Source organism: Pseudomonas sp. FSL R10-2189 (genome assembly GCF_009600325.1).
Taxonomy (GTDB): domain Bacteria; phylum Pseudomonadota; class Gammaproteobacteria; order Pseudomonadales; family Pseudomonadaceae; genus Aquipseudomonas; species Aquipseudomonas helleri.
In genome coordinates this window covers 240,858-253,774 of the sequence record NZ_WIVZ01000004.1, presented here as the reverse complement: position 1 = coordinate 253,774, position 12,917 = coordinate 240,858, and the positions used below count along the sequence as shown (strand labels likewise).

Genomic DNA, 12,917 nt, shown 5'->3' with positions numbered 1-12,917 from the left:
GCGCAGAGACCGGCGGCATCGGCCGTGGTGCGGGCTTGGGCAGCGGTCTGGGCTCGGCCAGCGCTGGCCGCGCAACAGGCACCGGCTCATGGCTATGACAGAAGGCGAACGACTGCGGTGCGCCAATTGAACGCATGCCCAGGCGGCCCAGCAGGCTGCCCTCGGCCGGGCCGATAAACAGCGCGCCGTCGTCACGGGTCAAGCGCTTGAGGATATCCAGCGCTTGGTGCTGAGTCTTGAGGTCGAAGTAGATCAACAGGTTGCGGCAGAACACAAAGTCATAAGGCAGGTGATGGCTGAGCAGCGTCGGGTCGAGCAAGTTGCCGACCTGAAAAGTGACCTGCTCGTGCACCCGCTCCGACAGCTGATAGCTGTCATTGACCGAGGTGAAATAGCGCTCACGAAAACCAATTTGCTGGCCGCGAAATGAATTTTTGCCATACAGCGCCGACTGCGCCCGCGCTACCGACAACGGGCTGACGTCCAGGGCTTCGACCTTGAACTGATGCCCGACCAGCCCAGCATCAAACAGGGCCATGGCAATCGAATACGGCTCTTCGCCCGTGGAGCACGGCAAACTCAGAATGCGCAGGGTATGCAGGCCGCCGGTGTCGGCCAAACGCTGGCGGGCCAGACGGCCCAATGTGGCAAACGATTCGGGATACCGAAAAAACCAGGTCTCGGGGACGATCACCGATTCGATCAACGCCTGTTGCTCGTCGTGGGAGCAGATCAGGCGCTGCCAGTAGTGATCGTTGTCGGGCATGTTCAACGCCAGGCAGCGCTGGCGTACGGCACGCTCGATAATCGCCAGGCCCACGGACGCGACATCCAGGCCTATGCGTTGCTTCAAAAAATCGTAAAAGCGCTGGTCGTCACTCATGCGAGACCCTCTGCGCTGGCGTCATCCAGGCTCGGAGGGAACAGCAGCGCGCACACCGCCGGGCTCAACAGGTCGTCGACATGGATCCACTGCAGCAAGCCCTGGGCATCCTCACGAACCGGCCCCAGGTACGGCGCGTCGCGGTTATCCAGGCCGTAAGGCTGAAAATCTGCCGGGTCGCAGCGCAAGGTCGCGTTGGCCTGCTCCAGCATCAGCCCCAGCAGTTTGCCGCGAAAATTGACCAGCACCAGCCGCGTGCTGGTACGGGCCACGGCCTCGTGGCCAAAGGTCATGGCGCTGATATCGATCACCGGGACCATCTGCCCACGGTGCGCAAACACGCCGGCCACCCAGGCCGGGGCGTGGGCTATCGGTTTGAGCGGTAAACGCGCCAGTACCTCGACCACATCGGTCGCCGACAAGGCATAACGCTCATCCCCGATGTAGAACACCAGAAAAAGGCGCTGACTCCGCGCCACGGCGGCCGCACGCTGGGTTAAAAGTTCGCTCATCAGACTTTAAAACGCGAAACGCCACTGCGCAGCCCAACGGCAACCTGACTGAGTTCGTCGATCGCGAAGCTGGCCTGACGCAAGGACTCTACGGTCTGACTGCTGGCATCCCCCAACTGCACCAGTGCCAGGTTAATTTGCTCGGCGCCGGTGGCTTGCGCCTGCATGCCTTCGTTGACCATCAACACGCGCGGCGCCAAGGCCTGAACCTGATGAATGATTTGCGACAGTTGCTCACCGACTTGCGTCACCTCGGCCATGCCACGGCGCACTTCTTCAGAGAACTTGTCCATGCCCATCACACCTGCCGACACGGCGGACTGGATCTCGCGCACCATCTGCTCGATGTCATAAGTGGCGACAGCCGTCTGGTCGGCCAGGCGGCGCACTTCGGTGGCAACCACGGCGAAACCACGGCCATATTCACCGGCCTTTTCGGCTTCGATGGCGGCGTTGAGCGACAGCAGGTTGGTCTGGTCAGCAACCTTGACGATGGTGACGACCACCTGGTTAATGTTGCCGGCTTTTTCATTGAGGATCGCCAGCTTGGCGTTAACCAGATCGGCAGCGCCCATCACCGAATGCATGGTTTCTTCCATGCGCGCCAGGCCTTGCTGCCCGGAACCGGCCAAGATCGAAGCCTGATCGGCAGCCGAAGTCACTTCGGTCATGGTGCGCACCAGGTCACGGGAGGTGGCGGCAATTTCGCGGGAGGTCGCGCCGATTTCCGTGGTGGTGGCTGCGGTTTCGGTAGCAGTGGCTTGTTGCTGTTTGGACGTGGCGGCGATCTCGGTCACCGAGGTGGTGACCTGGACCGAGGACCGCTGGGCTTGAGACACCAGCGCGGTCAGCTCGGTCATCATGTCGTTGAAGCCGGTTTCGACGGCACCGAACTCGTCTTTGCGGTCCAGGTTCAAGCGCGAGCTCAAGTCACCGGAACGCATGGTTTCAAGGATCGAAACGATGCGCTGCATCGGCGACATGATCGCCTGCAACAACAGGTAGCCGCACAGCCCGGCAGCCAGCACAGCCACGATCAGCGAGATGATCATGCTGATTTTTGCCGTCGTTACTGCATTGGCAATGGTTTCGGTGGCGTGGTTGGCCTGGGTACGGTTGGTGTCAATGATGGTGTTGAGCTGCTTGCGCCCGGCCGCCCATAGCGGGGCCAGTTGCTCGTTGAGCATGGCATCGGCTTGCTCGGTTTTTTTGTCTTCGTAAAACTGCAGAACGCCAGCCAAGGCCTTGGTGTATTGACCGTGGATACGCTCGAATTCATCAAACTCGGCGCGGTCCTGATCGTCAAAAATGGTGGTGCGGTAGTTGTCCAGTTCGTGGGTCATGCGGTCTTCGTAGCTGGCATACAGCTTACGGTCTTCGCTGGTCAAATCACGCTGGGTGGCCGAGCCGACCAGTTGCAGGGTCAGGACATAGCTGTCAACCCAGGCACTGCGCACCATCGAACTGTAATAGACCCCGGGAATCGAATCGGTGCGAACGGTCTCTTCGCTCGACTCAATCGACAGCAGGCGCGAGTAAGACGCGACAACCATCAGCAACATGATGGCGATGATCACCGCAAAGCTCGCCAAAATGCGTTGGCGTAACGTCCAGTTCTTCACAGTCTATCCTCGGGGCCATTCAAATGATGGAGGAGTATAGCCGAGGGCCAGCAAGGATTCTCACGGACGTTGAGACTGTTCTCACAGCAATTAGTAAAAATACCTACAACATCGGGTTGCGCACATAACCCGTGTAGGAGCGAGCTTGCTCGCGAGCTTTTAAAAGATCAAAAGATCGCGAGCAAGCTCGCTCCTACAGAGACGTAAGGGGACGCTTCTATCTCACGCCTGAGCCTGTTTAACCTGAGCCTCCAGTTCAGCTTTTAGCCCCGGATCCAGCTTGAGTTGCTTGGCCAGTTCATCCAGATAAGCCCGTTCACCAAACGCCTCTTCATCCACAAGTATCAAGCTGGCAATGTACATTTCTGCGCCGATTTCCGGGGTGGTGGCCGCGCTGGCGACTTCGGCCGGGTCCAGCGGTTTGTTCAGTTCAAGCTGCAGCCATTGCTGCAGTTGTGGGTCGTGCTTGAGCTTGCTCAACTCGCCCTCAATCATTTGCCGCTCGCGATCGTCAATGTGACCATCCGCCTTGGCCGCCGCGACCAGTGCTTTGAGAATCGCCTGACTGTGTTCCTCAACCTGCACCGGCTCGACACGATCAATGGTTTGCGGCGGGTGTTCGGGGGCCGTGCCCTGGCTGGCCTGCCAGTTGCCATAGGCTTTGTAGGCCAGCACGCCCAAGGCCGCCAACCCCCCATAGGTCAAGGCCTGGCCGCCGAACTTGCGCCCGCGCTTACTGCCCATTAACAGGCCCAGGACACTGGCCGCCATCGCCCCACCTCCTGCCCCCGAGAGCAGGCCGCCGAGCCCGCCCGCACCCAGCACATTGCCCAACCCCCCTTTGTTGGCACTGGCGCCAGCAGCGTCGTTTGACGCACCGGTTTTTTTCTCCAGCAGTTCCTGGCCAGACTTCAGCAGTTGATCGAGCAATCCACGGGTGTTCATCAGCAACCTCCTCGTAACGGGTTCAAGTGACAGGTCGGGTTTCAGTCGCGCAGGTCCGATTCATGAATCGGCTGATCGCGATGGGTCGCACGCTGGTACTGCGCCGGCCAGATCGCTTTTCTGCCGCCCAGATCATCGTCGGCATGCAGCGGCCAGTACGGGTCACGCAAGAGTTCACGGGCCAGCAGAATCAAGTCCGCTTGGCCTGTGCGCAAAATATGTTCGGCCTGCGCCGGCTCGGTGATCATCCCCACCGTGCCCGTGGCGATGGCCGCCTCCTTGCGCACACGCTCGGCGAATCGGGTCTGGTAACCCGGCCCCACCGGAATTTCTGCCGTCGCCGCCGTCCCCCCCGACGACACGTCAATCAGATCAACACCCAGTGCTTTCAGGCGCCGCGCCAGCTCAACCGTTTCGTCTGGGTTCCAGCCATCTTCGACCCAATCGGTGGCCGAAACGCGGACAAAGACCGGCAGTTCTTTGGGCCACACTTCACGCACCGCTTCGGTCACTTGCAGCACCAGGCGGATGCGATTCTCGAATGAACCGCCGTACTCGTCGAGGCGTTGGTTGCTCAGCGGCGACAAAAATTGATGCAGCAAGTAACCGTGGGCAGCGTGTACTTCAACCACCGAAAATCCGGCTTCGAGCGACCGTTTGGCGGCATCGATAAAGGCTTGAACTATGCCCTGGATCTGTTCTGTATCCAGTTGTTTGGGCGCGGTGTGATTGGGGTCAAAGGCAATGGGTGAAGGCCCAACCGGCACCCAGCCGCCCTCGTCCACTTTGACGCTGCCATGCTTGCCCAGCCAGGGCCGGTGCGTGCTGGCCTTGCGCCCGGCATGCGCCAGCTGAATCCCCGCCACGGCGCCCTGGGCGCGGATAAAGCGGGTGATGCGTTGCAGCGGTTCGATGTGTTCGTCGCTCCACAGCCCAAGGTCTTGAGCGGTGATCCGGCCATCGGGGGTTACCGCGGTGGCCTCGGTAAAAATCAGACCGGCACCGCCAACGGCCCGGCTGCCCAAGTGAACTAAATGCCAGTCATTGGCCAGCCCATCAACGCTGGAGTATTGGCACATTGGCGAGACCGCAATGCGGTTATTCAAGGTCAGTTGGCGCAGGGTGTAGGGTTCGAGCAGCAGACTCATGGGTCACCTCTCATTCCAGTGGGTAGGCTCCAGGCACTCCTTAGAGACTAGTCGACAACACTGGAAGAGGTGGGGTTCAAATGAGGGGGCAGGCCGTGGTCTTTTAAAAGATCAAAAGATCGCGAGACAAGCTCGCTCCTACGGTTTTGCTTGTAGGCGTTAGCGCGGTTCGATGTGGGCAATCATCAATTGCACGGTTTCGTTGCCGCGAAATTCGTTGAGGTCGAGTTTGTAGGCCAGTTCGACCCAGCGAATGGTCGGGTTGGGCCACACTTCGCGGTCTACACCAAAGGCAATACCGTCCAGTTTGACGCTGCCGCACTCGGTCTTAAGTACGACTTTCAAGTGCCGCTCGCCAACAATACGCTGCTCGACCAACTGAAACACGCCGTGGAACAGCGGCTCAGGGAAGTGCTGCCCCCACGGCCCGGCATGGCGCAACGCGCGAGCCAGTTCAAGGTGGAATTCTTCAATTGCCAAACTGCCGTCAGACAACAGCCGCCCGGTCAGGTCTTCTTCACGCAATTGACGTCGGACTTCTTCGTCAAATGCCTGGGAGAACAGTGGGAAGTTGGCTTCAGGCAATGTCAGACCCGCTGCCATGGCGTGGCCGCCGTATTTGCTGATCAACTCCGGGTGCTGCGCGGCAACCACGCTGAGGGCATCACGAATATGAAAGCCCGGCACCGAACGCCCGGAGCCCTTGAGCATGCCGTCACCGGCATCGGCAAAGGCAAAGGTCGGGCGGAAATAGCGCTCTTTGAGGCGCGAGGCCAGGATGCCGATCACCCCTTGGTGCCACTCCGGGTCGAACAGGCACAAGCCAAACGGCATGCTGTCCAGCGTCAGGTCCTTGAGCTGGGCCAGCGCTTCACGCTGCATGCCTTGCTCAATGGATTTGCGGTCCTGGTTCATTTCGTCGAGCTGGGCGGCCATGTCCCGCGCCGCGTTAGGGTCGTCGGTGAGCAGGCACTCGATGCCCAGGCTCATGTCGTCCAGGCGCCCGGCCGCGTTCAGCCGTGGCCCGAGAATAAAGCCCAGGTCGATAGAGGTAATCTTCGAATGATCGCGCTTGGCCACTTCCAGGATCGCCTTAAGCCCTGGCCGCGCCCGCCCGGCGCGGATTCGCTCAAGCCCCTGATGCACCAGAATGCGGTTGTTGGCGTCCAGCGGCACCACGTCGGCCACGCTGCCCAATGCCACCAAATCGAGCAATTCGGCGATGTTGGGCGCTTTGACCGTTTGATACCAACCCAAACTGTTCAAGCGTGCACGCAAGGCAATCAGTACGTAGAAGATCACCCCTACCCCGGCCAGCGCCTTGCTGGGGAACTCGCAACCCGGCTGGTTAGGGTTGACGATGGCATCGGCCGCCGGCAGTTCGTTGCCCGGCAAGTGGTGATCGGTGACCAGCACGCTCAGCCCGGCTTTTTTCGCCGCTGCCACGCCTTCGACGCTGGAGATCCCGTTGTCCACGGTGATCAGCAATTGCGGCGAACGAGTCAATGCCACTTCAACGATTTCTGGCGTCAGACCGTAGCCGTACTCAAACCGGTTGGGCACCAGGTAGTCGACATGGGCGGCGCCCAGCAGACGCAAACCGAGCATGCCCACGGTGCTGGCCGTGGCACCGTCGGCGTCAAAGTCACCGACGATCAAGATGCGCTGGCGCTGTTCAAGCGCCATCACCAGCAAGTCCACCGCCGCGTCGATGCCCTTGAGCTGCTGGTACGGGATCAACCGCGCCAGGCTCTTGTCCAGTTCAGCTTGTGATTGCACACCCCGCGCGGCGTACAAACGCGTGAGCAGGGTCGGCATTTCGCCCAAGAAAGGCAGGGTTTCGGGCAGTGGACGAGGTTCGATGCGCATAACCGGGGGGATGTTCTCTTAAAGTGTTGAATCGAGTGAATTAACCGCGTTCGCCTTGCAGCCACTGCAACTGAACTTCGTGCTGGCCACGGTCGTCGGTCACGAACACGGTGCCTTCACTGATCATCACGTCCCACTTGATAACGCGTGGCATGTCTTTAGCGAGCACTTCCAGAACCTCTTGCGGAACGGCAGCGATGTTGACGTTTTTCAGGTTTTTGATCGCCGGGATGACCTTGCCTTCCCAGACGCGCAAGCTGCCATAGGCCAGCAAACTGGTGCGTTCGGTACGGCGCGAGCACCAGGTCAGACGGTCGGCATCGGGCTGGCCGACTTCGATCCAGTGCAGAACACGGTCATCCAGGCTTTTTTCCCACAGCGCTGGTTCGTCTACATCTGAAAGGCCTCGGCCAAACGACAGATGCTCGTTGTACCAAAGGGCGTAAGCCAGAAGGCGCACAGCCATGCGCTCTTCGGTTTCCGAAGGGTGACGGGCGATGGTTTGCTTGACGGTTTCATAGACCCCACGATCGAGATCGGTGAGGTTGAGTTCGAACTTGTAGGTCGTGGACGGCTGGGCCATGAACGGGCTTCTTGATACGGAGAAAGACGGCAAGTCTAACCGATCCGCCCGTGTTCTGTGGGAGCGGGCTTGCTCGCGATGCAAACAACGCCGTCTATCTGAATCACCGCGGTGATGTTATCGCGGGCAAGCCCGCTCCCACAGGACGGGGTGCCACGACCTATGTTAAAACGCTGTTCTCGTTCGCTCTGCATAAGGACTCCGCATGTCGCTCGCCACCAAACCCCTTTCGGGCCTTAAGGTCATCGAACTGGGCACCCTGATCGCCGGTCCTTTTGCCTCACGAATTTGTGCCGAATTTGGCGCCGATGTGATCAAGGTGGAATCACCCGATGGCGGCGATCCCCTGCGTAAATGGCGCAAGCTGTATGAAGGTACGTCGCTGTGGTGGTTCGTGCAGGCGCGCAACAAGAAATCCCTGACGCTTAACCTCAAACACCCCGATGGCCTGAACATCCTCAAAGAGCTGTTGGCCGAGGCCGACATCCTGATCGAGAACTTCCGCCCCGGAGTCCTGGAAAAACTGGGGTTGGGCTGGGACGTGCTGCACGCCTTGAACCCGAAACTGGTGATGGTGCGTTTGTCCGGTTTTGGCCAGACCGGGCCAATGAAAGACCAGCCCGGTTTTGGTGCGGTGGGTGAGTCCATGGGCGGGTTGCGCTATATCACCGGCTTTGAAGATCGCCCGCCTGTGCGCACCGGCATTTCGATTGGCGACTCGATTGCCGCGCTGTGGGGCGTCATTGGCGCCTTGATGGCATTGCGTCATCGCGAAGTGAATGGCGGCCTGGGCCAAGTGGTGGATGTGGCGCTGTACGAAGCCATTTTCGCCATGATGGAAAGCATGGTGCCGGAGTTCGATGTGTTCGGCTTTATTCGCGAGCGCACCGGCAATATCATGCCGGGCATCACGCCTTCCTCGATTCACACTAGCCAGGACGGCAAGCACGTACAGATTGGCGCCAATGGCGACGCCATTTTCAAACGCTTCATGCTGATTATTGGCCGTGAAGACCTGGCGAACGATCCGCAACTGGCCAGCAACGATGGCCGGGATGCCCGCCGTGACGAGCTGTACGGCGTGATTGACCGCTGGGTCGCCTCGCTGCCGCTGCAAACCGTGCTTGAACACCTGAACACCGCAGAAGTCCCCGCCAGCCGCATTTTCTCGGCCGAAGACATGTTCACTGACCCGCAATTTTTAGCCCGCGAAATGTTCTTGCAGGCCAAACTTCCTGACGGCAAAGCGTTCAAAATGCCAGGCATCGTGCCTCGTCTTTCTGACACGCCAGGGTCAGCCGAGTGGGTAGGACCGGAGCTGGGCGCTCATAATCAGGAGGTCTTGGCTGATTTGGGCTACGACGCCAACGCCATTGTTAAATTGAAACAGGCAGGCGCGATTTAACCGTTAAGCCGTTTTAAGGACCGCCAAGGAGACAGGCCCGATGACCAAGCGCTGGAAATGGCGAGGCATTTGCGCGGGGTTGATAACCTCGGCGATGTTTTTTTGCACGCCCGGCGCGCTGGCGGCCGAAAAACTCATTTGGCTGGTGCGCGACCTGCCACCAATGGCAGTGCACGATGGCCCGAACAAGGATCAAGGCATCATCGATCGCTTGCTGCCGGTGCTGATCGCCAACATGCCGCAGTATGAGCATGTCATCCAGCGGGTCAATCGGGCCCGCTCCCTGCAAATGCTTGAGGGGCCAGACCTGGCCTGCGATCCGATGCTGGTATGGAATCCGACCCGTGCCCTGAGCATTGTTTATTCCAGTCCCATCTTTGGTTTGCGCAGTAACGGGCTGGCCATTCGCCGTACCGATCAACAACTGATCGCACCGTTTGTGCATGACCAGGCCGTCGACTTGCCTGCCCTGCTGAGCGCTCAGTCTCTCAAGCTCGGTCTGGTGGCCAAACGCAGTTACGGCGTCTGGATCGACGATCAATTGTCAAAGAGCCCGACCACCCCACTCTTTATTCATTACGGCAACGATGCCATGGGCAGCCTGCTGCAAATGCAACACGCCGGACGCCTGCCGACGCTGCTGGGCTATTGGCCAGAGATTCAGTCAAAAGCCAGGCAATATGGCCTTTCATCCAAGGCGCTGGCTTTTTACCCGATCCAGGGTGCCCCGGCTTACCAAACCATCTACGCCGGGTGCACAAAAACCCCGGAAGGGCAAAAAGCCATTGCCGACATCAATACGGTATTGGGAAATCTGCCCCGGGATTCACTCGCGTCTGCGCAGACCTTTTGGATACAGGCCGATGATGGCAATGCATCGTCCCCCATCCCGGAGCAAGAACCGACGGAGCCCTGACAAAAAAAACACAAAAAAAACCCCGAGCAGTGGGGAGACAACTCGGGGTTTAACAAGGTCATGATGACCTGCTCAGCAAGCTACAAGTCTCGGAGCAAAAGACTTGATCTTGCTGATGAAAAATCTGACAGAGCAAACTCGACAAAGGTTCCCGATGCGCGGGATCAATTTTCACTTCATGCGCCAGCCCGTGTGCCATAAGCATCCAGCAAGCGTCCGAGGCCGTTAACGGTCACGGGTTTGGGCAAATACCCCAACACCTCCAAGCCTTCCTCGCGGGCAGTGCGTACCGCGCTTTCGACGACATGCGGCGCGGCACAACTGAGAATAATCAGCGCCTGGGCTTCACGCTTGGTCGCCAACTCGCGAATCAACTCAAGCCCGGACAACCCTTCCAGATGCAAATCACAAATAGCCAGGTCAATGCCCCCGCATTTGGCCAATGAGCAACGGGCAGACTCGACACTCTCGGCAGCCAGCACGTCAAAGATGCGAAAGGCGTTCAACATTTGGTGTAGCACCATCAGTTGAAAAGGATTGTCTTCAAGAATCAGAACTTTCATTGAGCGCATAAAGGGCCTTGGAAGAGTTCACGCACTATTGGCAAGGGGATCGACTTTAGTGCGATTGCCTAAGAATCGACATAAGACGAATCCTAAATAGATGTAGGCAAATTCATAAAAACAAAACTAATTGATGCCGCCTTTAACCCTGATACCTGTCCATCAAGGGGCATGAGAGTGTGCTAACCGCGAGTTAATGACCAGCGATGCAACCTGGACCAAAAACATCGCTAGACAAGTTCGTATCTGCGCTGGCTAACCGTTTACCCCCATTTTTGGCGACTCTGACAGGTTAAACCAGCCTCCCACCACACCTTCCAAATGACCTGAGCCCGAGTAAAAAGGCACAATCCAGCAACACACCTCACCACCGGCCGTTTTGAAGGCTTGACTGCGCTTTTGATAGAAAGGCTTTCGGTTGCGCAGCACCAACATCAGTTCAGCATGAAACTGCTCAGCGATTTCAGTGGAGAAAAACGGCACTTCGGTCATAGGCCGCCCGAGAATCAGTTCTAGCCGGGTCGAAAAAAAATCTTCGTAAGTGCGGTTACAGGTGATGACTTGTCCTTCAAGCCCCTTCACAAAAATCGGACAGGGGATCGCATCAAAGAAGCGTTGTCCAAACCCCAGGCGGGCGCTTAAAGCGCTCTCCGCCAAGCGTGCAATGCGCAACTGGTTTACCAGGCGTCGGTTCCACATCACCAGAATTCCCGCCAGGCCGATACCGCCTGCCAGCCCCCCGTACAACAATGGCAAACTCGACACTTGCGGTTCGACCGGCATTTTCTTGAGGTCATGCAGCCACTTGTGCCGCAGTGCCTGCATATCAGTCATGGGGATGGCTTCTAAGCCCTTGTTCAGTATGTCGAGCAGTTCCGGGAATTGATCCGCAACCGAAAAGTTGTCTGAGGCCCAACGACCATCGACACTTCGGCCTACCTTCAAGTGCCTGGCCGGGTGCAGATACGCCTGTGTTTCATTCTGGATCGTGGCCAGCGCTTCGCCTTGCTCAACCAGATCACGTGCCTGCGCATAGTTCTCGACACTGCGCAGGATGATGTCGGGGTAGTTGCGCCGAATCATTGATTCCAGCGCATGCCGTGCCGGCAGCGCCAATACCTTGCCCGCGAGTTGATCCAGAGAGCTCAGGCGAAAATCATTGTTGCGCACAACGAAGACCCAAGGAGCGCCGCCATAGGAATAGGTGAAATTAAGATACGCCTGACGCTCGGCATTCTTGGCCAGGGTGGTATTCATCTGCGCCTTGCCGGTTTTGAGCATTTCCAGGGTTTGCGCTGTTGAGGCGCTTTCTTGATGGACAAACTGCAATCCGGTCATATGGGAAATACGCGCCAGAATATCCGCGTTCAACCCCTCCCAGCGCTCCTCACCGTTTTTGAAGACATACGGCGGGTATTGCTGAGAGGCCACAATGACCACCGGGTTTTGCTTGATCCAGGCGTGTTCGCGCGGCATGAGTTGTATGTGTTGCTGGCCAATAGCGCCCAGATGCCCTGCGTGCCAACGCGAAAGGATTACGTGCCCCATCTCGTCATCCAGGCTGTTCAACGCGCGATCAATCAAGGCCTGCAACTGCGGATCATCGCGGCGCACGGCAAAGGCAAACCCCGACTCCGGCAAAGCGCTCTGCCCCAAAACACGCAAGCTTGAGTAAGAGCGCAGCGTCTTGAAGCCCCGGACAATGAGTTCATGGGCAACCAGCGCATCAATGTCGCCTTCGTTGAGCGCTTCCAGCGCACTGTGCAAGGTGGGGGTGAGGATGATCTCGCTGTCGGGGTAGAACGCATCGGCAACGTGTGCATCGACCTCGCCATCGAGAAAGCCGATTTTTTTGCCTGCCCAGTTCCCCTCGGGCGCCGCCGCTTCTTTGCCCACCATGACTGAGCGATCGGTCATGTATTCATTTGAGAACAGCAGGCCTTCAACACCGCGCTCGTAGCCGGTGGCGCTGGTCAGAATGTCGATTTTGCCCGAGAGCAGCGCTGCCACTGCCTGGTCACGCTTGCTGAACCCAAACACTTCAACCGTGACCCCCAGCTTGTCCCGCACGAGGCTGAGGTAATCGGCACTGATGCCCTGATAACGGTTGCGCTCGTTGGCGATGTCCATGGGGGCGTAATCGCCAATGGAGATACCCACGCGTAGCCGGCCGCGCTCCTCCAGCCAGTGCTGTTGCTCGTAATCAAGCACCAGCGGCTTGAGTTCGATAAAGCTTTTCGGCAGCCGGAACGGCAAGCCTTGGGCTGCCTGGGTGCTGGTAGTGGCGCTCACCAGCGCGATGCAGAGTACCCGCAACATCCATGATTTCAGCACGTGGGCAAAACGTGACATGACAGCCTCCTTGACCGGCTACTCGCCAGCATACGGAGGCGAAAACCGAGCAAGTTTGCCACGCACCCACAAAAAAGCCCGTCAGATGACGGGCTTAAAAGTACGTAAGAAAAAGACCC

The 12,917-nt window shown here is 58.5% G+C and carries 11 protein-coding genes; 2 read left to right on the top strand and 9 right to left on the bottom strand.

What is annotated here, in order from left to right; genetic code table 11:
• From GHO32_RS05575 to GHO32_RS05545, 7 genes are all read right to left on the bottom strand, one after another.
• Window positions 1–883 (bottom strand): protein-glutamate O-methyltransferase CheR (locus GHO32_RS05575; RefSeq protein WP_153442790.1); only part of this gene is annotated, 883 nt, incomplete at its 3' end.
• Window positions 880–1,395 (bottom strand): chemotaxis protein CheW, encoded by a 516-nt coding sequence (locus GHO32_RS05570; RefSeq protein ID WP_153333407.1) that lies wholly within the window; start codon window positions 1,393–1,395, stop codon window positions 880–882. The genes GHO32_RS05575 and GHO32_RS05570, both read right to left, overlap by 4 nt.
• Window positions 1,395–3,017: a methyl-accepting chemotaxis protein gene (locus tag GHO32_RS05565; protein WP_368668481.1), complete on the bottom strand. Its 1,623-nt coding sequence runs from the start codon at window positions 3,015–3,017 to the stop codon at window positions 1,395–1,397. Before GHO32_RS05565 ends, GHO32_RS05570 begins: the two co-directional genes overlap by 1 nt.
• 222 nt (window positions 3,018–3,239) lie before the next feature.
• On the bottom strand, window positions 3,240–3,962 hold the full coding sequence (locus GHO32_RS05560) for a tellurite resistance TerB family protein (RefSeq protein ID WP_153333409.1): 723 nt from the start codon (window positions 3,960–3,962) through the stop codon (window positions 3,240–3,242).
• Window positions 3,963–4,003: 41 nt separating this feature from the next.
• On the bottom strand, window positions 4,004–5,110 hold the full coding sequence (locus tag GHO32_RS05555) for an NADH:flavin oxidoreductase/NADH oxidase (RefSeq protein ID WP_123749697.1): 1,107 nt from the start codon (window positions 5,108–5,110) through the stop codon (window positions 4,004–4,006).
• A gap of 159 nt (window positions 5,111–5,269) precedes the next feature.
• Window positions 5,270–6,979, bottom strand: coding sequence for a single-stranded-DNA-specific exonuclease RecJ (gene recJ / locus GHO32_RS05550; RefSeq protein WP_153333411.1), 1,710 nt, complete (start codon window positions 6,977–6,979; stop codon window positions 5,270–5,272).
• Window positions 6,980–7,019: 40 nt separating this feature from the next.
• Window positions 7,020–7,562: a YaeQ family protein gene (locus tag GHO32_RS05545; RefSeq protein ID WP_153326136.1), complete on the bottom strand. Its 543-nt coding sequence runs from the start codon at window positions 7,560–7,562 to the stop codon at window positions 7,020–7,022.
• A 205-nt stretch (window positions 7,563–7,767) separates the two neighbouring features.
• Between GHO32_RS05545 and GHO32_RS05540 the strand changes: the two genes are divergently transcribed.
• Both GHO32_RS05540 and GHO32_RS05535 read left to right on the top strand, forming a co-directional pair.
• Window positions 7,768–8,967 (top strand): CaiB/BaiF CoA-transferase family protein, encoded by a 1,200-nt coding sequence (locus GHO32_RS05540; RefSeq protein WP_153333413.1) that lies wholly within the window; start codon window positions 7,768–7,770, stop codon window positions 8,965–8,967.
• Window positions 8,968–9,007: 40 nt separating this feature from the next.
• Entirely contained in the window at window positions 9,008–9,883 is an 876-nt protein-coding gene (locus GHO32_RS05535; protein WP_153333415.1) for a TIGR02285 family protein, read from the top strand.
• 176 nt (window positions 9,884–10,059) lie between these two features.
• Here GHO32_RS05535 and GHO32_RS05530 read toward each other — a convergent pair whose 3' ends face one another.
• Both GHO32_RS05530 and GHO32_RS05525 read right to left on the bottom strand, forming a co-directional pair.
• On the bottom strand, window positions 10,060–10,446 hold the full coding sequence (locus GHO32_RS05530; protein ID WP_153333417.1) for a response regulator: 387 nt from the start codon (window positions 10,444–10,446) through the stop codon (window positions 10,060–10,062).
• 255 nt (window positions 10,447–10,701) lie between these two features.
• Window positions 10,702–12,798 carry a transporter substrate-binding domain-containing protein gene (locus GHO32_RS05525; RefSeq protein ID WP_153333419.1) on the bottom strand — a complete coding sequence of 699 codons (2,097 nt, stop codon included), beginning with the start codon at window positions 12,796–12,798 and terminating at the stop codon, window positions 10,702–10,704.
• Between the last annotated feature and the right edge of the window lie 119 nt (window positions 12,799–12,917).

Coding starts and splice junctions, on each gene's coding strand:
- GHO32_RS05530 (WP_153333417.1), bottom strand. CDS start 10,446: ATGAAAGTTCTGATTCTTGAAGACAATCCTTTTCAACTGATGGTGCTA.
- recJ (WP_153333411.1), bottom strand. CDS start 6,979: ATGCGCATCGAACCTCGTCCACTGCCCGAAACCCTGCCTTTCTTGGGC.
- GHO32_RS05540 (WP_153333413.1), top strand. CDS start 7,768: ATGTCGCTCGCCACCAAACCCCTTTCGGGCCTTAAGGTCATCGAACTG.
- GHO32_RS05570 (WP_153333407.1), bottom strand. CDS start 1,395: ATGAGCGAACTTTTAACCCAGCGTGCGGCCGCCGTGGCGCGGAGTCAG.
- GHO32_RS05560 (WP_153333409.1), bottom strand. CDS start 3,962: ATGAACACCCGTGGATTGCTCGATCAACTGCTGAAGTCTGGCCAGGAA.
- GHO32_RS05545 (WP_153326136.1), bottom strand. CDS start 7,562: ATGGCCCAGCCGTCCACGACCTACAAGTTCGAACTCAACCTCACCGAT.
- GHO32_RS05535 (WP_153333415.1), top strand. CDS start 9,008: ATGACCAAGCGCTGGAAATGGCGAGGCATTTGCGCGGGGTTGATAACC.
- GHO32_RS05525 (WP_153333419.1), bottom strand. CDS start 12,798: ATGTCACGTTTTGCCCACGTGCTGAAATCATGGATGTTGCGGGTACTC.
- GHO32_RS05555 (WP_123749697.1), bottom strand. CDS start 5,110: ATGAGTCTGCTGCTCGAACCCTACACCCTGCGCCAACTGACCTTGAAT.